Genomic DNA, 23,567 nt, shown 5'->3' on the forward strand with positions numbered 1-23,567 from the left:
GTATTTTGTACAACTAAAACCGAGCAGGGAGCTGTTTTCGGCTGATTCGCGGGAATATAGCTGCACGGAATACAACTAAATCAAAATTGCTGCAAAAACGGGAGTTTTAGTTGCACTTTGTGCAGCTAAACGGCATTTATTCGTTAACCGGCATTTTACCAAATAGAGTGTCCGCTCACGGGCAGGAATTTAAGCGTATGCTTTCAAAATGAGCTTTTGTAACAGTGGTTTCAGGAAGGTATGCTCATAAAACTTTTTAGGAGGAACTACAAACGTATGTTAAAAGCGACAGTGTATGTAACGATTAAAAAAAGCGTGCTCGATCCCCAGGGTGTAGCGGTTCAAGGGGCGCTGCATTCGGTAGGCTTTCAGGAAGTCGAAAGCTTGCGCATCGGCAAGTATATGGAGATGACTTTGGATACGGACAACCGCGCTGAAGCGGAAGGACGCCTTAAGGAAATGTGTGAAAAGCTGCTGGCCAACACGGTGATCGAGGATTACCGATACGAATTGGAGGACTAAACATCATGAAATTTGCTGTACTTGTCTTTCCCGGCTCCAACTGTGATATTGACTGCTACAAGGCGGTAGAGGACAGCCTCGGCGAACCGGTTGATTATGTGTGGCACACGGCGACGGACTTGTCTGCGTATGATTGCATTCTGGTTCCAGGCGGTTTCTCCTATGGAGATTATCTGCGCTGCGGGGCGATTTCCCAATTTGCTCCGGTGATGGCTGAGGTTGCCAAAGCGGCTGAACAGGGCAAATTCGTGCTCGGTATCTGCAACGGCTTCCAGATTTTGACTGAAGCAGGATTGCTGCCAGGCGCACTCCGCCGCAACATGTCGATGAAGTTCCGCTGCCATGATACAGTACTTAAGGTAGTTAATAATGAGACTCCGTTTACAACCGATTATGCCAAGGGTGAAGAGATTGTCATTCCAATCGCCCACGGTGAGGGCAACTATTATTGTGATGAAGAGACTTTAGCAGAACTGCAAGCCAACAATCAGATCGTGTTCACATACAGCGACAATCCTAACGGCTCTGTGGCCGATATTGCGGGTGTCAGCAACGTACAGGGCAACGTAGTCGGCATGATGCCTCACCCGGAGCGTGCGGTTAACAGTCTGCTCGGCTCGGAAGACGGCAAGCGGATGTTTACATCCATACTGAAGACATGGAGGGATCGTCATGGCGCAGCAAGTATCCGTTAAGGAACCGACCGCAGATCAAATCGCGGAGCAAAAAATCTACAGCCAATTCGGCGTGTCGGACAGCGAATACGAGCTGATCACGTCGTTCATGGGACGGCGGCCGAACTATACGGAAATCGGCGTATTTAGTGTCATGTGGTCCGAGCATTGTGCTTACAAGAATTCGAAGCCGCTGCTGCGGCGTTTCCCGGTCACCGGGCCGCGTGTCCTGATGGGACCTGGCGAAGGTGCGGGTATTGTAGATATTGGTGACAACCAAGCGGTTGTTTTCAAAATAGAGAGCCACAACCATCCGTCGGCGGTTGAGCCATATCAAGGTGCAGCAACAGGCGTGGGCGGTATCATTCGTGATATTTTCTCCATGGGAGCAAGACCTGTAGCACTGCTTAATTCCCTGCGTTTCGGGAAGCTTGAGAGCGACCGGGTAAAATATTTGTTCGAGCATGTAGTGTCCGGTATCGCGGGGTATGGTAACTGTATCGGGATTCCAACCGTGGGCGGCGAAATCATGTTCGATGACAGCTATGACGGCAATCCGCTCGTCAATGCTATGTGCATCGGCTTGATCGATCATGATAAAATTCAGCGCGGTGTCGCTAAAGGGGTAGGCAATCCGGTCTTTTACGTAGGACCACCTACCGGACGTGATGGCATTCACGGCGCGACTTTTGCCTCGGTAGAACTGAGTGAAGAAACCGAAGCTAAACGGTCCGCCGTTCAGGTGGGCGATCCTTTTATGGAGAAGCTCGTTATGGAATCCTGCCTGGAGCTGATCGACAGCGGCATCGTAGTGGGTATTCAGGATATGGGCGCAGCAGGTCTGACCTGTTCCAGTGCCGAGATGGCCAGCAAGGCGGGCAATGGACTGGAGCTGTATCTGGACCAGGTGCCGCAGCGTGAAGATGGAATGACCCCTTACGAAATGATGCTCTCTGAATCCCAAGAGCGGATGCTCTTCGTAGTAGAGCCTAAGGATGAGGCGCAGGCCCAGGAGATTTTTGACCGCTGGGGTGTCATTTGCTGCAAAGTAGGCAAGGTGACGGATGACGGACGCCTGAAGCTGTTCCATCACGGTGAGGTTGTCGGCGATATGCCGGTAAATGCGCTGGTGGATGAGTGTCCGGTGTATGACAAGCCATCTGCAGTTCCAGCTTACTATGAAGAAAATGCAGGGGTAGATACGCTGCGTTATGAGGAAGTTACGGATCTGGGCGGCGCGCTTCGTACTGTTCTCGGTTCCCCAACCGTAGCCAGCAAGGCATGGGTCTATAACCAGTACGACTACATGGTTCGCACCAGCACAGCAGTTCGTCCGGGTTCGGATGCGGCGGTGGTTACGATCCAGGGTACACGAAAAGGTCTCGCGATGACAACGGACTGCAACGGCCGTTATGTCTACCTTGACCCTGAAGTCGGCGGACGTATTGCGGTCAGCGAAGCGGCACGCAACATTGTCTGCTCCGGTGCACAGCCGTTGGCGATTACGGATAACCTGAACTTTGGCAGCCCGGAGAAGCCGGATATTTTCTGGCAAATGGAACGTGCGGTGGACGGTATGGCCGAAGCCTGCCGCGTGCTGGATACGCCTGTTATCGGCGGGAATGTCAGTCTTTATAATGAAAATGCCTCCGGCGCGATCTATCCGACACCGGTTGTCGGCATGGTAGGTCTTGTGGAAGATACGGATCATATTACGACCCAGGCCTTCAAGCAAGAGGGCGATGCCATCCTGCTGCTTGGCGTGACGAAGGCAGAGCTGGGCGGCAGTGAATTCCAATATGCCGTGCATGGGGTAACGGAAGGACGTCCTCCGGCTTTGGATCTGGCAACAGAACGGAAGCTTTTGGACGCTGTTCTTGCTTCCATCCAAGGCGGTCTCGTACGCTCGGCGCATGACCTGTCCGAAGGCGGGCTGGCAGCAGCGCTGGCGGAAAGCTGTATAAGTGGCGGTGTGGGTGCGGATGTAGAGCTTTCTGCGAACGGACTGCGCCCTGATGTGGCATTGTTCAGCGAGAGCCAATCCCGTATTGTGCTGACAGCAGCACCAGATCGGGCAGAAGAGTTGAAAGCAGCTATGGTTGCCGCTGGCGTGCCGGTGGAAATCATCGGAACCGTAGGCGGAGACAGACTGCGGGTGAATCTGGACGGCGCGGCCGTTTTGGATGAGCCTGTAGCAGAATTAAAATTCATTTGGGAGGATGCCATTCCATGTCTTATGAAATAAAGACCGGGAACAAGCAGGCGGCCCCCCTCCTGTGGACCGGCGACTTTTACAACGAAGGAACGGGCTCGGGAGATATTTTTGATACGTTAAAAGAAGAATGCGGTGTCTTCGGGGTCTTCGGACACCCGGAGGCTGCTTCTATGTCTTATTATGGTTTGCACGCCCTGCAGCATCGTGGAGAAGAAAGCGCGGGTATCTGTGTTGCAGACGGACGCGATTTCAACTACCACCGCGGCATGGGTCTGGTCAAGGAAGTATTCGATAAAGACAAAATCGCCTCCCTGATCGGAGATATGTCCATCGGACATGTGCGCTACTCCACCAGCGGTGACAGCAGATTAACCAATGCGCAGCCGCTTGTGTTCAAATACCGTGACGGCGATCTGGCGATAGCCACGAACGGCAATATTGTTAACGAGCCATTGATCCGTAAGCAACTGGAGCAAAGCGGCTCGATTTTCCAGACAACAAGCGATACCGAGGTGCTTGCGCATCTGATTGCGCGTTCACCGAAGGATTTTGTCGAAGCGGCCAAGGATGCGCTGCGTCAACTGGTTGGGGGCTTCGCTTTTCTGCTGATGACAAATGACAAGCTGCTGGTCGCATCCGATTCACACGGTCTGCGTCCAATCGTTATGGGACGTGTCGGCGAAGCTTATGTATTTGCTTCGGAGTCCTGTGCGCTGGAGACTATTGGCGCAGAGTTTGTGCGCGATATTGAGCCGGGCGAGCTGCTCGTGCTGGATAAAGACGGTCTGCTGGAGGACCGGTTCACCGAACCGCAGCGCAAGGCGCTGTGTGCGATGGAGTATATCTACTTCGCGCGTCCCGACAGTGATCTGAACGGCTCCAACCTGCACTCCGCCCGCAAGCGGATGGGCAGCCGGATGGCGCTTGAGGCTTTTGTCGATGCTGACATTGTAACCGGCGTGCCGGATTCCAGTATTTCGGCGGCCATCGGGTATGCGGAGCAGACAGGCATTCCTTACGAGCTTGGACTAATCAAGAACAAGTACACGGGCCGGACGTTCATCCAGCCAAGCCAGGAGCTGCGCGAGCAGGGTGTGAAGATGAAGCTGAGCGCCGTGCGCCGCGTGGTTGAAGGCCAGCGTGTCGTTATGATCGACGATTCCATTGTGCGAGGCACGACTTCGCGCCGGATCGTCAATCTGCTGCGTGAGGCCGGAGCTGTAGAGGTGCACGTGCGGATTACCTCGCCGCCATTCAAGAATCCTTGCTTCTACGGCATCGATACGCCGGACCGCCGCGAATTAATCGCCTCTTACCAAACGATAGAGGAAATGCGAATAGAGATCAACGCCGATTCTTTGGCTTTTCTGTCACCGGAAGGATTAATCGGCTCTATCGGCGGCAATAACAGCGGCGATTACAAAGGCGGACTATGCCTGTCCTGCTTTGATAATGATTACCCGACCCAGGTTGATTTTGGCGGGGAAGAGAAGGATGGCTGCAGCTGTTAAGCAGCTATCATTATCCCGTCTAGGTCTGTTATCTTTCCTCGCGTCGGGTGATCCCGGAGGGCTCCGCCCTCCGGCCACCCAGAGCCTGGGTTTAAGGTTTTGGGGTTTAAGGTCTTGGGGTTTAAGGTTTTGGGGCTAAGGTACCTGTTTTTTAGGTTCCTTGTTGTATGTGTTGGTATTGCGCTGTTAGGGGGAGAGGCCGCCGGCGAAGCCGCGGCCGAGGGGTTGCTGCCTTGGGGCAAGCGCGAATTGCGGCTTGCAGTTGGTTTGACCTGGTGGTTGCGGGAGTCATGGAGAGGAATTTTGGAACTGGAGAAGCGCCAGCGTTCGCCTTTATGCTCGAATTTCAACCGCATAGCGGTAATAAATTCAGGAAATTCGAGCATAACAGCGATCGGAAGTCCAACATTTATCGTAATGACTCCCCCTAAACCACCATCAATCCACCGCACCCCCGCAAACGCGCAAAAATTATAAATGTGAGGTGTCCAATAGTGTCGGAAGCTTATAAAAATGCCGGAGTGGATATTGCGGCTGGAAACGAAGCGGTAGAACGCATGAAGAAGCACGTGAAGCGCACCTATCGTCCGGAGGTAATGACAGAGCTGGGCGGATTCGGAGCGCTGTTCGGTCTCAATAAGGACAAGTATGAGGAGCCGGTGCTGGTATCGGGAACCGATGGCGTGGGCACCAAGCTGAAAATCGCATTCGCGGCTGACCGCCACGACACGATTGGTATCGATGCGGTGGCCATGTGCGTGAACGACATTGTCGTACAAGGCGCGGAGCCGCTGTTTTTTCTTGATTATCTGGCCTGCGACAAGGTCGTGCCGGAGAAAATCGAGGCTATTGTAGCCGGAATTGCAGAGGGCTGCCACCAGGCAGGATGCGCGCTGATCGGTGGCGAGACAGCGGAAATGCCGGGCATGTATTCGGCGGGCGAGTATGATATCGCCGGGTTTACGGTTGGCGTAGCCGACAAAGCTAAGCTGGTCACCGGAGCGAACATTGCACCGGGGGATATGGTAATTGGCCTTGCTTCCAGTGGTGTTCACAGCAACGGCTTCTCGCTGGTGCGCAAGCTTTTGCTGGAGGAAGATGGTTATGAACTGAACGATGTGGTGCCTGAACTTGGAGCCCCGCTTGTAGATGTGCTGCTTGCACCAACCAAGATTTATGTAAAGCCGCTGCTGGCACTGCTGGAGCAGCTTCCTGTGAAGGGGATGGCTCATATTACCGGCGGCGGGTTCATCGAGAACATCCCGCGTGTGCTGCCGGAGGGTGTCGATGTGGAGATCAATTACGGCTCATGGCCGATTTTGCCGATCTTCGGTTTGCTCCAAAATAAAGGAAACGTAAGCAACCGTGATATGTTTACCACCTTTAACATGGGAATCGGTCTTGTGCTGGTGGTGGATGCTGCTGATGGAGAGCGTGCGCTAGAGCTGCTGAAAGCTGGCGGGGAAGAGGCATATCTGATCGGCAAAGTGACGGAAGGGGAACGCAAGGTTACCTTTACTGGAGCTGAAGTGTGATGCAGTGGAGTCGAATCGCTGTTTTTGCCTCCGGGCAGGGCAGTAATTTCGCTGCACTGGTGGAAGCGCAGAGAGCGGGCCGGCTTGGCCCCGGAAGCATTGATCTGCTTGTATCCGACAAGCCGGAAGCGCCTGTGGCGCAGCGTGCGGAGGAAGCGGGGATCTCTACCCTCCTGCTGAGGCCGAAGGATTTTGCAAGCCGTGAGCTCTATGAAGCAGAAATTGTGGCCGAGCTGCAGCGCCGGGAAATAGGGCTGATTGTGCTGGCTGGTTATATGCGGCTCATTACACCGGTGCTGTTGACGCCATACGCCGGACGGATTATCAACATTCACCCCTCGCTTCTGCCGGCTTTTGCGGGCAAGGATGCGATTGGCCAAGCGCTGGACTATGGGGTGAAGCTGACGGGAGTGACGGTGCATTTTGTCGACGGAGGCATGGATACCGGTCCGGTAATTGCACAGCGCAGCGTTGTTGTCGAAGACAATGACACTGCCGGTTCCCTGGCGGAACGAATTCACATGGTGGAGTACGGGCTGTATCCCGAAGTGGTCGGCGCATTGGCTTCCGGAAGGATTGAGCTGGACGGCAGAAAGACGATTATTCGACATTCGTAAAACAGTCCCGGCCATTTCCGATATTTCTCGGGAAATATTGCACAGGCGTCTACAGATGTCGCATGATCAGGACTGGAAAATCTCCATCTATATCGATCATTTTGACCAAAAAGTCAGAATCGGGCTGGATTAACGGGAACATTTCCAACTCGAGAGTTATATTTCAAACAATTAGGCTTCACCACAATAAACCGCAAGTATCCCGGAGGAGGACAATTCAAAGTGAGTATCAAAAGAGCGCTGGTCAGCGTATCGGATAAACAGGGAATCGTGGATTTTTGCCGCGAGCTGTCTGCATTGGGCGTAGAAATCATCTCCACAGGCGGAACAAGCACACTTCTGGCAAAAGAAGGCGTGCCGGTCATCGGTATTTCCGATGTGACAGGCTTTCCGGAAATTATGGACGGACGCGTCAAAACGCTGCATCCCGCTGTACACAGCGGACTGCTGGCAGTTCGTGACAACGAGGAGCACACACGGCAAATGACGGAGCTGGGATTGGACTATATCGACCTTGTCGTGGTTAACTTGTACCCGTTCGCGGAGACGATCGCCAAACCGGATGTATCGTACGAGGAAGCCATTGAGAACATTGATATCGGCGGACCGACGATGCTTCGTTCTGCTGCGAAAAACCACGCGTTCGTGAGTGTGGTCGTGGATGCTAACGACTATTCTGCAGTGCTTGAAGAAGTACGCGCAGGAGGGGATACCACCCTTGAAACCCGCAAACGGCTTGCGGCAAAAGTATTCCGTCATACGGCGGCATACGACGCCCTCATTTCCGATTATTTGGCTAACGTTACCGGCGAGCCCTTGCCGGAGCGCTATACGGTGACTTACGAGAAAATCCAGGATCTCCGCTATGGCGAGAATCCGCATCAAAAGGCTGCTTTTTACCGCAAGCCGCTGGCTGCTCAAGACACGCTGACGGCTGCTGAGCAGCTGCACGGCAAAGAGCTGTCTTACAACAACATCAATGATGCCAACGCGGCGCTGCAAATCGTCAAGGAATTTGAAGAACCGGCTGTGGTGGCAGTCAAGCATATGAATCCTTGCGGCGTAGGTGTAGGCGCCAGCGTGTATGAAGCTTACCAAAAAGCTTATAACGCTGATCCAACCTCAATCTTCGGGGGTATTGTAGCGGCAAACCGGATCGTCGATGCCGATACAGCTAATCTGTTGAAAGATATTTTCCTGGAAATCGTGCTCGCACCGGGCTTCACGGAGGAAGCGCTGGAAATTCTGACGAAGAAGAAGAATATCCGGTTGCTCAAAATCGGCAATCTCAGTGCGGCATCAGCGCGTCAAAGCAGCTTTGTGGTCACCTCCATTGATGGCGGCATGGTCGTACAGGAAAGCGATGTGCATTCCGTGAATCCGGAGGAGCTACAGGTGGTAACAGACCGCAAGCCGACGGAGGAGGAGCTGAAGCAGCTGCTCTTCGGCTGGAAGGTTGTTAAGCATGTGAAGTCTAACGCCATTGTGCTTGCTGCAGAGGATATGACGGTGGGAGTGGGTGCGGGCCAAATGAACCGGGTCGGCGCAGCCAAAATCGCCATTGAACAGGCTGGAGACAAGGCGAAGGGGGCAGTTCTTGCGTCGGATGCATTTTTCCCGATGGGCGATACGCTTGAAATGGCTGCTAAGGCAGGCATCACGGCTGTTATTCAGCCGGGCGGCTCCATTAAGGACGAAGAATCAATCAAGGTTGCTAATGAGTATGGCATTGCTATGGTCTTCACCGGCGTCCGCCATTTTAAACACTAGAACGCTGGGAGGATCTTATTCTTATGGATATTTTAGTGGTTGGCGGCGGCGGCCGGGAGCATGCGATTATCTGGAGCCTGTCCAAAAGCGCCAAAGCAGGTAAAATCTATTGCGCACCCGGCAACGCCGGGATTGCGACGCTTGCGGAATGCGTGCCGATCGGTGTATTCGAGTTCGACCGGTTAACGGCTTTTGCGAAGGAGAAGCAGGTTGGCCTTGTCGTAATCGGGCCGGATGATCCGCTGGCGGCGGGCATTGTGGATGCTTTTGAAGAGCAGGGCATCCCTGTGTTCGGGCCGCGCCGCAATGCGGCTGAGATCGAAGGCAGCAAAACCTTTATGAAGGATCTGCTGCACAAATACAATATTCCGACAGCAGCTTATCAGAAATTCAGCAACTATGAAGCGGCTCTTTCCTACTTGTGTGAACAGCCGCTGCCCATCGTCATCAAGGCGGACGGTCTGGCAGCTGGCAAAGGCGTTACGGTAGCCTATTCGCGTGAAGAAGCAGAGCAGGCATTGCGTGATATTATGGTAGCCAAGGTGTTCGGAGATGCCGGCTCACAGGTTGTCATTGAGGAGTTCCTGGCGGGACAGGAAATGTCGATTCTGGCCTTTGTGGACGGGGAGACCGTGCGTCCGATGGCCGCCGCCCAGGATCATAAGCCTGTGTTTGATGGTGACAAAGGACCTAATACAGGCGGAATGGGTACGTATTCCCCGCTGCCGCATATCGACGATTCCATTATTCATGAAGCGGTGGAGACGATTATTATCCCGACTGCGAAGGCCATGGTGGCCGAAGGCCGGCCTTTCAGCGGCGTGCTGTTCGCCGGATTGATGATTTCCCCGGACGGAAAGCCCAAAACGATTGAGTTCAATGCCCGCTTCGGCGATCCGGAGACTCAGGTGGTACTTCCGAGACTGAAAAGCGATCTGCTGGAGATATTCCTGGCTGTAGTAGAGGGAAGACTGGCAGATATCGATATCCAGTGGAGCGACGAGGCGGCTGTGTGCGTGGTGCTGGCTTCGGGAGGTTATCCCGGCCCATATCCCAAAGGCGTACCTATTTCCGGCCTTACAGAGAGTGAGGATGAACTCATCTTCCACGCAGGAACGGCGCGTGATGAGAAGGGCCAATGGATTACGAACGGCGGACGGGTGCTCGGTGTGGTTGGAATGGGCAGGAATATCGCCGAAGCGCGGTCTGCCGCCTATGACAGTGCTGCCGGTATTACTTTTGCAGGAAAGCAGAATCGGAGTGACATTGCTGCGAAAGCTCTGGTGTAAGGACAAAGAACCGGAATTTTTTTAGTATTAAGTCCTAAAAAGGGACTGACAAGTAGTATAAGAAGTGTTATACTACAAAACGTACGGGGGAAAATGTGCGGATATATACAGATAAAAGGCCTTTCCGATCATGGAAAGGCCTTTTTAAAGATTTTAGAAGGCTTTCGATGTCCCTGCAAAGGTCCTGCGGTGCGTTGAAGTATTACGGTTAGTCATAGATTTAAGGGGGAATAAGTTTTGTTAAAGGTCGGAAGAAATGATTTATGCCCATGCGGAAGCGGGAAAAAATATAAAAAATGCTGCCTCGGCAAGGAATCTTCCATGATGGAATCTTTGCTGCGGCTTGTAACTGCTGAGGAAGCTGCAGCCCATGAGTCAGAGATCTATGAAGAAGTTATAACTGAACCGGCAGCGCCGCAAAGTGCGGAGCGTTCCGAAGGCAAGCTTACATTGGCCAAGCTTAGAAAAATGGTTTCCAAGGACATGAATTGGGACAGCCCGGCGCATGAGCAGCTGGCGCTGCATCTTATAGAGAGCATGAGATATGCATATGAGAAGGAGCTTATTGCTGAGGCACTGCGGCTCTGGAACGGTTATTCACTCCATGCCAAGCCTGCTGTGAAGAAAATGGGCTCCTACTGCGCGGCAATCGAGTACTTGCTGTCTGAAGAATACGGATTCCTCATTACGCAGACCGATCTGGCACAGAAATATGAAGTAACGACAGCAACCGTATCGCGCAATTTCAAGGAACTTCTTGGCTATGTAGAGCAGCATGGAATGGGCGATGAGCAGGCTGAGCTTCTCTCCATAATCACTGGGTCAGGCAGCGCCAAGGAGAAGGAACAGCAGCTCTTGCTTAAAGCGGGAGAGGAAGCTTCCCCTAAGCGGCGTGTTCAACTGGCTGAAGCGGTACTGGAGATTTATCCTGACAGCTCCGATGCCTACCTGATTCTGGCCGAAGAGGCAGAGAATGAGCATGAAGCACGGGCTTTTCTGAAGGCTGGTATGGACGCCGGAGAGCGTGAGCTGGGCGATTCCTTTTTTGAACAGAATAAGGGGTATTTCTGGGGACTTACCGAGACCCGGCCTTATATCCGAATTTGCAAAAGCTATGCAGAGTCCTGCTGGTTTGGCGGTAATGGCGATGAAGCGGCTAAAACCCTTGAGCACATTCTGGAGCTTAACCCTGGCGATAATACAGGCGCGCGCTACCTGCTGGCGGCAGTGTATTTGTATACCAACCGCCTGAATGATGCGGACCGCCTGCTGAAAAAGTACGGCAAGGATGATGCTGCGGCTGCTTTTGCCTATGACCGGATTGTGCTGGAATACAAACGGAACGGAATTACCTCCCAGCTAAAAATGCTGTACCGTGTTGCGCGGAACGTGAACAAGCATGTGCCGGACTACCTTCTGGGCGGAAAAAGGCTGCCACACAACCTGCCTGATTTCATCGGTATGGGCGATACCAACGAAGCTGTCGAGTACGTGATTATGCATTCACGCCTATGGGCGAGTCTGCCGGATCTGCTGAAGTGGATGCTTAAGCAATAATAGGTCACACCCGTAAATATACAAGGTGTAGGAGATTTTTCTCCTGCGCCTTTTTGCTTATCCTTTTTTGGGAGGAAATCTAACATGATATAACATTCACCTTTACTGGTTCCGATAAAATAAGAAGAGAAGCGGCTTTTTACAGAAAAAAAGTATATTTAATAGTGTGTTTTTCTGAAAAAACCTGGCATAGACACAGTTAATTCACATGTCGAAGTGAAACATTAAAGGGATAAAGGCATATTTTGCAGAAATAAGTCGAAAATGAACGAAAATTTTCATGGTAACGCATTTTGTTGCCTATATTTTATTAAAGGCGGGGACCCCTATGACACAAGGAAAGTTTGACAAAGAGAAGATGAAGTCCGAACTCAGGTCGAGGCTTCAGAAGATGATGCAATCCATTAAGGAGTTCCGGCCGCAGAAGGCTGTCCATTCCATTTCCAATATGGGTATTCGCGGCAAGCTGTTTTTGTCCGTAATTTTGTCTGTAGTTTTTATTTTTATGGTAGTATCCATTGTTATTTACAGCAATGCCAAGAAGATCATCATTGAAGATTTGAACAGTTCTCTGACGTATGAGAAGGGGCAGATTGCTACTAAGGTTCATCAGCTGCTTCAACCTGCTTCCGATAGTGTGGAGCTGCTGAACGCCAATGCCTATGTCCGCGATTTTATCACAGGGGTAAGCTCCGCGGAGACGGTTAAGACTTCCTCCGGCTATAGCGAACTGATTCGAACACTGAATTTGATCAAGAATAATAATAAGAATTTGCTTAATGTGTACATAGGTATTGATTCCGTCAACAAGGTGATCACCCAGGATGAGTTCGAGCCTCCGGCTGACTACAATATGAAAGAACGCAGCTGGTATGCAATTACGGCCCAGAATAAACGCCTCACGGTAACAGATCCTTATATTGATGCGGGTTCAGGCAAAATGGTTGTCAGTCTCAGCGCACCGATTCTGGATGATAGCGGTAAGCTGATCGGCGTCGCGAGTGCGGATATTTCAACCGAGGAGATTACGCAGGCGCTCAGCGCCTTTAACTACAAAGGCAGCGGGTTTGCAACACTGATTGATAAGACGGGAACGTTTATCTATCACCCGAACAGTGATTATGTTTTGCTGCAAAAGATGAGTGATCTCGGTGAAGACTGGAAGGCTATCGGAGAAACCATGGTGCAATGGGGCAATAATGTAGTCAAAACGGATTTGGACGGTCATTCCAACTATGTATCCTATGCCCCTGCGGTGGATAATCAGTGGGCGATTGCACTTATTGTGCCTGCCGGAGATGCGGAAAGTTCGCTGAGATTGTTCCAGACTATTTTTGTAATCTCAATTTTGGCCTCTATTATCATTATGGGTGTCCTCCTGTACTTTTTATCCAACAGCATATTGAAGCAGATACCCATTCTAACGGAATCCTTCCGTACGGCAATGACCGGTGATCTGTCGGTACGGGCGAAGGTGACGTCCAAGGGAGAAATTGCTGTACTGGCTGAAGGCTTCAACGATATGATATCTTCACAGCAGAATCTAATCAGAGAGATTATGACTAATTCAAACAGTATTTCAGGTTCGGTGGAAAATACGGAGAAAAATGTGTTCGCACTCGACGAAAGTATTACCGATGTATCTGCAACTACTGAAGAATTGTCGGCAGGCATGGAGCAGACGGCGGCTTCCATGCAGGAGATGAATGCCAGTACGATCGAAATCGAGAATGCGATAGAAAGCATTGCCAGGAAAGCACAGGAAGGCGCTCAATCCGCCAGGGAGATTAACGAGCGTGCTGAACGTCTCAAAGAAGGCGCCATTCAATCCCGGCAGCAGGCGGATGAAATGTACGGGCAGAGCGAAGCGAAGCTGCGCGGTGCGATTGAGCAGTCGAAGTCTATAGCCAAGATCACTGCATTGTCAGGGGCGATTCTGGACATTGCCTCTCAGACGAATCTGTTGTCGCTGAACGCTTCCATTGAAGCGGCCCGGGCCGGGGAAGCCGGCAGAGGCTTTGCGGTGGTTGCTGACGAAATCCGCAAACTGGCCGAGAACTCGCGTGATACCGTATCCGAAATCCAGGAGGTGACGAAGTCGGTTGTCGGGGCTGTCGCGAACCTGGTGGAGGGTGCGGAAAGCATTCTGCGGTTCGTGGACCGGCAAGTGCTTAAAGATTACGATGCGATGCAGGAAACCGGCCGCCAATACAGCGAGGATGCCAAATATGTAGATGATTTAGTAACAGATTTCAGCGCGACATCAGAGGAACTTCTGGCATCCATTCAAAATATGCTGAACGCGATTAGCGAGACAACCATTGCCACGAGCGAGGGAGCGGAAGGTGCAGGCAGCATTGCCGTTAAGGCAGAGCATATTATCAAACAGTCCGGCAGTATCGTAACAGAGATGGAAGAAATCAAAAGCAGTACGGCTAAGCTGCTGGAGACGGTATCCCGGTTTAAAGCTTAGAATTAAAGAGTCCTATACAGCCGGTCCTGGGCATTGCAAGCTGCCATGGCCGGTTTTTGTGTTGAACTGAGATGGCAAGCTTGAAAAAATGCCCCCGGAAGAGTATGTTACAAGAAGCGAAAATAAACACAGTGAGGCGAGAGTTCATGAGAGAAGGCGAAGACCGGATTGTAGGGATGGAAGATATTGTACGTGCGCATCATATGCTGCGGGAGGTTATAGTCCGGACTCCGCTACAGCGGGACGCGGTGCTGTCGGCCAAGTACAATTGCAATGTATATTTGAAGCGTGAAGACCTGCAGATCGTTCGTTCATTCAAAATACGCGGCGCTTATCATATGATTCGCAGCCTGTCCGCAGAGGACCGGGAGAAAGGAATTGTCTGCGCAAGTGCAGGAAATCATGCACAAGGTGTAGCTTACTCATGCAAGGCACTTGGAATTAACGGTAAAGTCTATATGCCAAGCACCACACCGAACCAGAAAGTGAAGCAGGTACGGCGATTTGGCGGGGAGTATGTTGAGGTTATTCTAAAAGGTGATACCTTCGATGACGCCTACGAGGAAGCGCTGCAGGCTTGCATTGATCATGGCATGACGCTGATTCATCCGTTTGATGAGGCCAAAATCATCGCCGGAAACGGCACGATTGCAATGGAGGTCATGGAAAGCCTCGATAATCCGGCCGATTACGTATTTGTAACGATTGGCGGAGGCGGTCTGGCGGCCGGGGTGGCCACTTATGTGAAAACAGTGAGTCCTTCGACAAAGGTGATTGGTGTGGAGCCGCTGGGCGCGGCCTCCATGAGTGAAGCGCTGCGGCGCGGAGAAGTGGTTACGCTTGAGGAAATCAACAAATTTGTGGATGGCGCAGCGGTAAAACGCGTTGGCGGACTCACCTTCGATATTTGCTCACGACATCTGGATGACGTTGTCAAAGTACCGGAGGGCAAGGCCTGCACAACAATTCTCGAGCTGTATAACGAGAATGCGATTGTTGTGGAACCCGCAGGCGCTCTGCCGATAGCGGCACTGGACATGTACCGGGAGCAGATTGCCGGCAAAACGGTCGTCTGCATCGTCAGCGGCGGCAATAACGATATTGACCGGATGCAGGAGATCAAGGAACGGTCGCTCATTTATGAAGGCCTGAAGCATTACTTCATGGTCAACTTCCCGCAGCGGGCGGGCGCTTTGCGTGAATTCCTCTCCGATGTGCTTGGACCCGATGATGATATCACCCGATTCGAATACACGAAGAAGAACGACAAGGAGAACGGCCCCGCTCTGGTGGGCATCGAGCTGCTCTCCAAGGAAGCGTACGCTCCGCTTATCGAACGGATGGAGCAGAAAGGCGTAAGTTATCTGGAGATTAACAAGGATCTGAACTTGTTCAATATGCTTATTTAGTTTCTACTTTTTCATAAAAAAGAATTTTAGTCCGAGCATTCCGGCGCAGAATATGGACAGACTGGCCCCGGTTGATAGCGGGATGAGCGGAAATAGGCGGCTCAGGTACAAACCGGCAAATACAATGACCACAGCAATACCAATATAGATGCCGAGAGCCTTGAATTCGAATTTCCCGATTTGGGGAGCGTCCGTGTCGGACAAGGATGACAGCCATCTCATGATCAACTCAATGAGTACAATGGATCCCGCGCCAACCGCAATTAGCGTGAACAGACTGATCTGGCCGAACATACCGGGTGATCCGGTGCTCCATTGTGAGATTAGTCCGGCTATGGCCAGGAGACCAAATAAGCAGGTGAGCGCTGTCCAAGGGATCATGAGGTAGTAATTGAGTTTACTGCGGACAGGAGGTGCAGGTGCATTCTCCATAACTTCCTTGAAATAACCAGCCGGATCGTCACCGAAGATTTGCTTTGCATTCTTGCCTTTTTTTTGCGCCTGCAGCAGCTGTTGTGCCGCTTCCAGCAGAAGCTCTTCGGCCCGCAGAGAGTCGACACGGCTTGCCCGCATGGATATAATTATATCTTCCATATAAGACCTGTTGAACGGTGTCATTTGCTCCCGCAGGATGTTGTTTTCCTTAATCATATCTTTTACTTTCATAGTGTAAGAGTAAACCTCCAGTATCGTTAATCAAATATTACAGTCTTTATACGAGTATACGGTTGCCTGACAGACCTGTGCAAGGACAAGCTCTGCTAATGCATAAACTTGCCTGAAAAGTGAACACTAAAAGGAGAGTGTCACAAATTAGCAGCAGCTATCAGAGAGGCAGGATCCATCATGGAGTATGAGGGAAAGGGTACATTCGCCGGTGACGGCTTCACTCCTGATTTCGCCGAAGGCGATCCCGTTGAGGAACCCGGCAGTTCAGTTGAGGAGTCCGACGCTACAGAAGGCATGAACGAATCGGGGTTATGGGAATGTGCTCCCGGGAGTCCGGAAGAGTGGCTGAAGGAATGGGAAGGCAGACAGAAGACACATGAAATGTTTCATAGAAGCTACGATTAGGTTCAGTGCAGGAAGATGACCTCTTTTGTTCCATGTGAACGAAAGGGGTCTTTTGTATTGACAATAATCGTTATAAACATATAAGATGAGAATATAATCCTTACTAATTTAATCGGAATAATTATAATTTTAAGCAAGGGGGAATCGGCAATGGAACGGGCAATTGTAATTCGGCACAACCATGAAGAGCTGACAGCAAGCATACATTATCCGGCAAAAGATAAAGGATCATCGGGGCGCTGCAAAGACCGCGTGCCTTTAGCTGTAATTTGCCACGGCTTTGTGGGCAGCCGGATCGGTGTGGACCGTATCTTTGTTAAAGCTGCACGCGAGCTGGCCCAGGATGGATATATGGTCATCCGTTTTGATTATGCGGGCTGCGGAGAGAGCACAGGTAACTATGGCAGCGAGGATATGGAGTCTATGATCGCCCAGACCAAGGCGGTGCTGGACTACGGACTCAGTGCCGGAGATGTGGATCCCACCCGTGTGACGCTTATCGGTCACAGTTTGGGCGGCGCGGTTGCCTTGTTGACAGGAGTCCGGGACCGGCGTGTGAAGAATCTCGTGCTGTGGTCTGCCGTAGGCTATCCCTTCAATGATATCGTCAAAATTGTGGGGCGGGAGGCGTACGACACAGCGGTGAAGAGTGGCTCGGCTGACCATGCGGGTTACGCCTTTACACCTGTCTATTTCAATTCCCTGGCTGCATTCCAGCCGTTCCAGGAAGCCGGTAAATTTAGCGGCGATGTGCTGGTTGTTCACGGAACTTCCGATGACGTTATTCCAGTGGATTATGCTTTTCTGTATCAGAAGCTGTTCTGGACCCGTCTTGAGGGACGATGCGACAAAGAAATCATCTTTCAGGGCGATCATACCTTCTCTTCAGGGGTGGCGCAAGAGCAGGTGCTCAAGCGGACAAGGGAATGGATGAACCACCAGGAGCATCTGCAGCAGGAGTGGCAAAATTGGATGATTTAAAGGCCTGTCCTCCACTCGCAATAATGGAAAAGAAACGGTAAAATATAGATGCAGGCCATAAAATGGGTTATGGAGGTTGGCACCCTATGAAATTACCGTCTTTTTTTATCGCGCATGGTTCCCCGCTGCTTGCCCTAGAGGATAACGAATATACCCGTTTTCTTACGAGGCTTGGTCAAGATCTTCCATCGCCCCGCGGTATTGTTGTATTCTCTGCTCATTGGGATAGCCCACAGCAGCTGGTTTCGGTGGATGGACAGCATGAGGCACTGCATGATTTCTACGGATTTCCTGATGAAATGTACAGACTGACCTATCCGGCGCCGGGTGATCCTCTTCTTAGCCGCAGGATTTGCGAAATGTTCAAGCACAATAATCTTGCTCACCAACCTGTGCTTGGGCGGGGACTGGATCATGGAGTTTGGGTTATTTTGAGTAAAATGTTCCCGGACGCCGATATTCCGGTTGTGGCTTTATCCGTTGACTCGCTCCGTTCCCCCAAAGAGCAGTATGAGATCGGGCGCATGTTATCCCCGCTGCGGGACGAAGGCATATTGTTCATTGGCAGCGGCGGACTAGTTCACAACTTGAGGCTGCTGAGTGAAAAGGATCAGCCCGAGGAGTGGGCACTGGACTTCGATGCATGGATTGCAAAGGCCTTGGAGGCATGGGATTTATCCGCTCTGTTCGCCTACGATAAGAAAGCCCCGCATGTCCGTGAAGCGGTCCCTTCTTACGGTAGAGAACATTTCGTACCGCTCTTCTATGCCATGGGGACAGCGGATGAAGGAAGACGGGCGCAGCTTATGATTCAGGCCTATCAATACGGAACACTGAGTCTGAACTGCTGGATGCTGGATTAACTTGATGATACAGGGTATGGCCGGAATTTCAGAGGCCATACCCTTTTTTAGTACTGTAATCAAGACAAAAGGGACAGGCTGTGATTAAATGGAAACAAGTGCAAAACCAATAAAGGAGGAACAATCCGTTTATGAATTTGACCCGCTATTCTTCCCGCCTGCTTCCCGGCATTCTTCTTGCGGCGACGCTGCTCACCGCTTGCTCATCCGGGGATGCAAGCGATAATACCGCTCCAACAATAGAACCTTCTGCAGCTCCCTTGCCGGTGGTTTCTCCACTGCAGACACCACCCATTGAAGCTTTCGCAGGGATTGTATCTGGCTTGACAGGCCTGCCGGTAACCGAAGCCATTCTCCCCAGGCCTTTAGCTGTCATGATTAACAATGCGCCTGCCGCCCGGCCCCAGTCGGGCGTGAGTGAAGCCGATATTTTATATGAAGTGCTCGCTGAAGGCGGGATTACGCGGTTGATCGGTATTTTTCAAAGTCATACAGGAGTCGTAAAGATCGGACCAATCCGCAGTATCCGGCCATATCTGATAGATATTGGTGAAAGCTACAGCGGGGTGACCGTGCATGCCGGCGGCAGTCAGGCTGCCTATGCTATTTTGCAGAAGGACAAGAAAGAGGATATGGACGAGATCGGGAATGCGGGAGCCTATTTCTGGCGTGACAAGAACCGGAAGGCGCCCCATAATCTATACAGCAATGCGGCCAAGCTGCGGGAAGGGGCGGACAAGCTGGGTTATTCAGATCGTACTGAAGTTCCGGCCTACCTGTTCACCAATCCGGATTATATGCCGCTGGGCGGGGAGGCTGCTTCCGAATTCAGCGTTAATTTTCAACTCAAAAGCTATAAGCTTGACTATAAATATGATCCTGAGCGGCGGACATACCTGAGATGGGTAAACGGAAAGCCTCATCTGGATCTGAACAACAACGAACCGGTAGAGGCTGCAAATGTAATCGTAATGGGTGCAGATCATAAGGTGCTTGATGATATAGGCAGACTCCAGATCGATGTGGAATTGGGCGGGGAGGCGCTGCTCTTTGAGCGCGGTCAGGTAATCAAGGGCAGATGGGTTCGTAAGCCGAATGATATCATCCGGTTTGTCAAGGACGGGGAAGAAGCGCCATTATATCCGGGCGTGACACATTTTCTGATCGTGCCGAATACGCCTTCCTTCAGCAGCCATGTCACGTACGGTCAAGCTCAAAGTTCAACCTAGGGAATAAGAAAACGGTGAAAAGTAAACAGTATCTTCATGGAAAAAGCATAGTGTAAATAAGTTCCAATATTTCCATCGTTTATGGATTATTTTCGAAGAAGATGCAGATTTATGTTAACGCAGTGTAAAAAAGTTCGCTTCTTTTGCTTCTATCCCTCTATCGGATATGTTAAGATAACAAAGGTTGTCATTCATTTTCATGCGGTTTACATATGGATGAGCCTGTGTTTTCAAGGTAACTTTACGTAAAGGGGTTTAAATGGATGAAGTTAAGAAAAAAGGACATTTTTTTTGAGACGCTCGAGAATATGGCGGATACGATTGTCCAGGCTGCGGACTACTTCGCTCAGAATATTACCACTCTCAAAGACAATGTGGAGAAATTTGCCGGAGAGATGAAGAAGTACGAATCGCAATGCGATTCTTACACGCACACGATTATTAAAGAATTGAACAAAACATTCATTACGCCACTCGAACGTGACGATATAATGGATCTTACTACAAGCATGGACGATGTTATTGACGGCTTGGAGTCTTCAGCCTCACGTTTCTATATGTATAATCTGCTCGAACCGGACGAGTATATTGTACAGTTTGCAGAAATCCTGCGTCAGTCCGCCTATGAAATTCAGAAGGCCATTCATCTGCTGTCCCATAAGAAGCTGCTGGCTATTCGCGAATATACAATCCGTCTGAATGATCTGGAGAACCAAGGGGATGAAGTGCTGCGTATTTGTACGAAAGCATTGTTCGAACAAGTGAAGGACCCTATTGAGCTGATCAAGCGCAAAGAGCTTTACGAGCGGCTGGAGACAACCACGGATAAATGTGAAGACGTAGCCAACATGCTGGAATCGATCATCATGCGCAACTCATAAGGGGCTCTATAAATATGGATACATCATTATTCGTGCTTGGACTTGTCATATTTCTCGCGCTTGCGTTTGATTTCATCAACGGCTTTCATGACACAGCTAACGCAATCGCTACCTCTGTCTCTACGCGGGCACTAACCCCGCGGACAGCTATCGTATTGGCAGCATCCATGAACTTTATTGGAGCTTTGCTCTTTACTGGCGTAGCTAAAAAAATCGGCGGAAGCATAACCGATCCGGCCAAGCTGGATAACGGAATTCAGATCGTTATTGCGACTTTGATAGCTGCGATTATCTGGAATCTGGTTACGTGGTGGTTCGGTATTCCTTCTTCCTCCTCCCATGCACTGATCGGTTCTTTGGCTGGTGCCGTGTATATTGGAGCGGGATCGGATCATATTAAATGGAGCGGTTTCATCGAAATCGTGGAAGGACTTATTCTTTCTCCGCTGCTTGCATTTGCTATCGGTTATATCGTCATGATGATTCTGAAATGGATATTCGCCAAACGCAGCCCGCATACAGTTAATAAAGGCTTCCGTTCCATGCAGATCATCACCGCTGCTTTTCAATCCTTTACCCACGGTACGAACGACGCCCAGAAGGCGATGGGGATTATCACCTTTGCACTCGTTACTTCCGGTAATTTGGATTCGATGGAGGTTCCCCTGTGGGTTAAAATTTCCGCAGCTACAGCTATGGCACTGGGTACTTCAATCGGCGGCTGGAAGATTATCAAGACCATGGGTACCAAGATTTTTAAAATCGAGCCGATCAACGGCTTCGCCGCGGATATTTCTGCAGCTTCCGTTATTTTCTCGGCAACGATGCTGCATTTGCCGGTAAGTACGACCCATGCCATCACCTCCGCGATTCTCGGTGTAGGCTCGGCTAAACGTTTCTCCGCCGTTAAATGGGGCGTGGCCGGACGTATCGTCATAACCTGGTTTATTACGATTCCGATCAGCGCAGTGCTCGCAGGATTAATTTTTAAAATCTTTTTTTAAAATAACCCAGTGAGAGTCTGGTCGATCCCATCGACCGGGCTTTTTATTATACAGCTATGCAAGAGAGGAATGTCACAAAAAGTCACAAGAACGTGATAAAAAACGTTAATCAGAGAGAAAAGAAAATGAAATATCTCACCTTTTGAAAAGAAAATGTTACTCTTGATTAATGTTTAACATAGTATTATGTAGTTTTTTATAGTCTTTAAAGTAAAGTGTGTTTTAAGTGTTACTATAGTTAACAGAGCCGAAGAAGAGAATATCAAGAGTTGATTTACATATTTGTAGTGAAGGAGGCCTGGCGTTGATCGACTTTCATCAGGTAGAGAAGCATTATGGACATTTCCATGTACTCAAAAGCATAGATCTGCACGTTCAGGAAGGGGAAGTGGTTGTCGTTGTTGGTCCGTCCGGCTCCGGCAAAAGCACGATGCTTCGTTGCATAAACCGCCTGGAGACGATTACGAGCGGTGGACTGACGGTTAACAGTATAGCTGTCAATGACCGCAAAACGGATATTAATAAGCTGCGTAAGGATATAGGTATGGTATTCCAGCATTTTAATTTATACCCTCATAAAAAAGTAATCGACAATATTACGCTGGCGCCTATTAAGGTGCTTGGCCTATCCAAAGAGGAAGCCGAGAAAACAGCGATGTATTACTTGGAGAAGGTGGGCATAGCTGAAAAAGCCAACGCTTATCCATCCCAGCTATCCGGTGGACAGCAGCAGCGGGTGGCCATTGCCCGGGGACTTGCCATGAAACCTAAAATCATGCTGTTCGATGAGCCAACATCGGCACTTGATCCGGAAATGGTCGGTGAAGTACTTGATGTTATGCGTGCGCTGGCCCGTGAAGGAATGACGATGGTTGTGGTTACCCACGAGATGGGCTTTGCCCGCGAGGTAGCTGACCGTGTAATATTCATGGATCAGGGGCAGATTGTAGAAGAGGCGGAGCCGGAGCAATTTTTCGCAAGTCCGCGTGAAGAACGCACACGTACTTTTCTTAGCCGTGTATTAAGTCATTAAAAAATAGATAGGAATCAGGGGAGGAAGAAAAATGAAAATGTCCAAATTGGGAAAGCTGTTGAGTGTTATGATGGTTGTTGCTTTGTTCGTTCTTGCAGGCTGTGGTAACAATAAGGCAGATAATACTGCCGCTAACGGCAACACTGCTGCAGCAGGGGAGTCGGAAGCTATCGCCAAGATTAAAGAACGCGGTAAACTGGTAGTCGGTGTTAAGTTCGACACCAAGCTGTTCGGATTGAAGGACCCAGGCACAGGTAATGTGGAAGGCTTCGATATCGACATCTCCAAAGCCATCGCCAAGCATATCCTGGGTGATGAGAATGCGATTGAACTGAAAGAAGTAACCTCCAAGACTCGGATTCCTATGCTGAATAATGGTGAAATTGATATGGTTGTTGCAACAATGACCATTACAGAAGAGCGCAAGAAGGAAGTTGATTTCTCCGACGTATACTTCCAGGCCGGACAATCGCTGCTGGTGAAGAAGGGCAGCCCGATTACAGGGATTCAGGATGTAACCAAAGATACAGTAGTGCTTGGTTCCAAGGGTGCAACCTCGATCAAGAATATCAAAGAAAAAGTTGAAGGCATCACCGTGCTTGAGTTCGATAACTACCAGGATGCATTCAGCGCCCTGAAAGCAGGCAAAGGCGAGGCTCTAACCACTGATGATGCCATCCTGTACGGTATGGCTGCACAGGATCCTGGTTATGAGGTTGTCGGTGAACCGTTTACCGATGAGCCATACGGTATAGCGATGCAAAAAGGCAACGCTGACGTAGTTAAGGCTGTTAACGACACGCTGGCTGAACTGAAAGCGAACGGCGAATATGATGCCATCTACAAAAAATGGATCGGTAAAGATCTGGCGAAGTAAATCATGAAGTCATAAAGCTTGTTATAAGGCAGCAGCGAAAGGATGGAACGGGG

General features: G+C 50.5%; 20 protein-coding genes. 19 read left to right on the top strand and 1 reads right to left on the bottom strand.

Going from position 1 to position 23,567, the window contains the following annotated elements; all coding sequences use genetic code 11:
• Nucleotides 1-276 precede the first annotated feature (276 nt).
• The 11 genes from purS to ilvA all read left to right on the top strand — a co-directional run bounded on the left by purS (nucleotide 277) and on the right by ilvA (nucleotide 15,572).
• Entirely contained in the window at nucleotides 277-522 is a 246-nt protein-coding gene (gene purS, locus PaeBR_RS02935; protein ID WP_410513424.1) for a phosphoribosylformylglycinamidine synthase subunit PurS, read from the top strand.
• A 5-nt stretch (nucleotides 523-527) separates the two neighbouring features.
• Entirely contained in the window at nucleotides 528-1,217 is a 690-nt protein-coding gene (gene purQ / locus PaeBR_RS02940; protein WP_410513425.1) for a phosphoribosylformylglycinamidine synthase subunit PurQ, read from the top strand.
• The gene (purL, locus tag PaeBR_RS02945; protein WP_410513426.1) at nucleotides 1,195-3,441 is read left to right on the top strand and encodes a phosphoribosylformylglycinamidine synthase subunit PurL; all 2,247 of its coding nucleotides are present in this window, start codon (nucleotides 1,195-1,197) and stop codon (nucleotides 3,439-3,441) included. Before purQ ends, purL begins: the two co-directional genes overlap by 23 nt.
• A complete protein-coding gene (gene purF, locus PaeBR_RS02950; protein ID WP_410513427.1) occupies nucleotides 3,426-4,922 on the top strand; it encodes an amidophosphoribosyltransferase in 1,497 nt (498 codons plus the stop codon). The genes purL and purF overlap by 16 nt, the downstream gene beginning before the upstream one ends.
• A 494-nt stretch (nucleotides 4,923-5,416) precedes the next feature.
• A complete protein-coding gene (purM, locus tag PaeBR_RS02955; RefSeq protein WP_410513428.1) occupies nucleotides 5,417-6,457 on the top strand; it encodes a phosphoribosylformylglycinamidine cyclo-ligase in 1,041 nt (346 codons plus the stop codon).
• On the top strand, nucleotides 6,457-7,074 hold the full coding sequence (gene purN / locus PaeBR_RS02960; RefSeq protein WP_410513429.1) for a phosphoribosylglycinamide formyltransferase: 618 nt from the start codon (nucleotides 6,457-6,459) through the stop codon (nucleotides 7,072-7,074). Before purM ends, purN begins: the two co-directional genes overlap by 1 nt.
• A 222-nt stretch (nucleotides 7,075-7,296) precedes the next feature.
• Nucleotides 7,297-8,844, top strand: a complete 1,548-nt coding sequence (purH, locus tag PaeBR_RS02965; protein WP_410513430.1) for a bifunctional phosphoribosylaminoimidazolecarboxamide formyltransferase/IMP cyclohydrolase — start codon at nucleotides 7,297-7,299, stop codon at nucleotides 8,842-8,844.
• Between the two features lie 23 nt (nucleotides 8,845-8,867).
• Entirely contained in the window at nucleotides 8,868-10,133 is a 1,266-nt protein-coding gene (gene purD, locus PaeBR_RS02970) for a phosphoribosylamine--glycine ligase (protein ID WP_410513431.1), read from the top strand.
• Nucleotides 10,134-10,370: 237 nt separating this feature from the next.
• A complete protein-coding gene (locus PaeBR_RS02975; RefSeq protein ID WP_410513432.1) occupies nucleotides 10,371-11,690 on the top strand; it encodes an SEC-C metal-binding domain-containing protein in 1,320 nt (439 codons plus the stop codon).
• Between the two features lie 328 nt (nucleotides 11,691-12,018).
• Nucleotides 12,019-14,163, top strand: coding sequence for a methyl-accepting chemotaxis protein (locus PaeBR_RS02980; RefSeq protein ID WP_410513433.1), 2,145 nt, complete (start codon nucleotides 12,019-12,021; stop codon nucleotides 14,161-14,163).
• A 146-nt stretch (nucleotides 14,164-14,309) separates the two neighbouring features.
• Complete coding sequence (gene ilvA / locus PaeBR_RS02985) at nucleotides 14,310-15,572, top strand: threonine ammonia-lyase IlvA (protein ID WP_410513434.1); 1,263 nt, start codon at nucleotides 14,310-14,312, stop codon at nucleotides 15,570-15,572.
• Nucleotides 15,573-15,575: 3 nt separating this feature from the next.
• Here the strand turns inward: ilvA and PaeBR_RS02990 are convergent, their stop codons facing one another.
• A complete protein-coding gene (locus tag PaeBR_RS02990) occupies nucleotides 15,576-16,238 on the bottom strand; it encodes a DUF1129 family protein (protein WP_410513435.1) in 663 nt (220 codons plus the stop codon).
• Nucleotides 16,239-16,418: 180 nt separating this feature from the next.
• Between PaeBR_RS02990 and PaeBR_RS02995 the strand changes: the two genes are divergently transcribed.
• The 8 genes from PaeBR_RS02995 (at nucleotide 16,419) to PaeBR_RS03030 (ending at nucleotide 23,514) form a co-directional block, all read left to right on the top strand.
• Complete coding sequence (locus tag PaeBR_RS02995; RefSeq protein WP_410513436.1) at nucleotides 16,419-16,646, top strand: hypothetical protein; 228 nt, start codon at nucleotides 16,419-16,421, stop codon at nucleotides 16,644-16,646.
• A gap of 150 nt (nucleotides 16,647-16,796) precedes the next feature.
• Complete coding sequence (locus tag PaeBR_RS03000) at nucleotides 16,797-17,627, top strand: alpha/beta hydrolase family protein (protein WP_410513437.1); 831 nt, start codon at nucleotides 16,797-16,799, stop codon at nucleotides 17,625-17,627.
• Nucleotides 17,628-17,713: 86 nt separating this feature from the next.
• Nucleotides 17,714-18,490: a DODA-type extradiol aromatic ring-opening family dioxygenase gene (locus PaeBR_RS03005; protein WP_410513438.1), complete on the top strand. Its 777-nt coding sequence runs from the start codon at nucleotides 17,714-17,716 to the stop codon at nucleotides 18,488-18,490.
• Between the two features lie 131 nt (nucleotides 18,491-18,621).
• Complete coding sequence (locus PaeBR_RS03010) at nucleotides 18,622-19,719, top strand: DUF3048 domain-containing protein (RefSeq protein WP_410513439.1); 1,098 nt, start codon at nucleotides 18,622-18,624, stop codon at nucleotides 19,717-19,719.
• Nucleotides 19,720-19,982: 263 nt separating this feature from the next.
• The gene (locus PaeBR_RS03015) at nucleotides 19,983-20,600 is read left to right on the top strand and encodes a DUF47 domain-containing protein (protein WP_410513440.1); all 618 of its coding nucleotides are present in this window, start codon (nucleotides 19,983-19,985) and stop codon (nucleotides 20,598-20,600) included.
• A gap of 14 nt (nucleotides 20,601-20,614) precedes the next feature.
• Entirely contained in the window at nucleotides 20,615-21,604 is a 990-nt protein-coding gene (locus PaeBR_RS03020) for an anion permease (protein ID WP_410513441.1), read from the top strand.
• A 304-nt stretch (nucleotides 21,605-21,908) separates the two neighbouring features.
• Nucleotides 21,909-22,637, top strand: a complete 729-nt coding sequence (locus tag PaeBR_RS03025) for an amino acid ABC transporter ATP-binding protein (protein ID WP_410513442.1) — start codon at nucleotides 21,909-21,911, stop codon at nucleotides 22,635-22,637.
• 31 nt (nucleotides 22,638-22,668) lie between these two features.
• Complete coding sequence (locus PaeBR_RS03030; RefSeq protein ID WP_410513443.1) at nucleotides 22,669-23,514, top strand: glutamate ABC transporter substrate-binding protein; 846 nt, start codon at nucleotides 22,669-22,671, stop codon at nucleotides 23,512-23,514.
• Nucleotides 23,515-23,567 lie beyond the last annotated feature (53 nt).

Source organism: Paenibacillus sp. BR2-3 (assembly GCF_046529485.1).
Taxonomy (GTDB): Bacteria; Bacillota; Bacilli; order Paenibacillales; family Paenibacillaceae; genus Paenibacillus_AQ.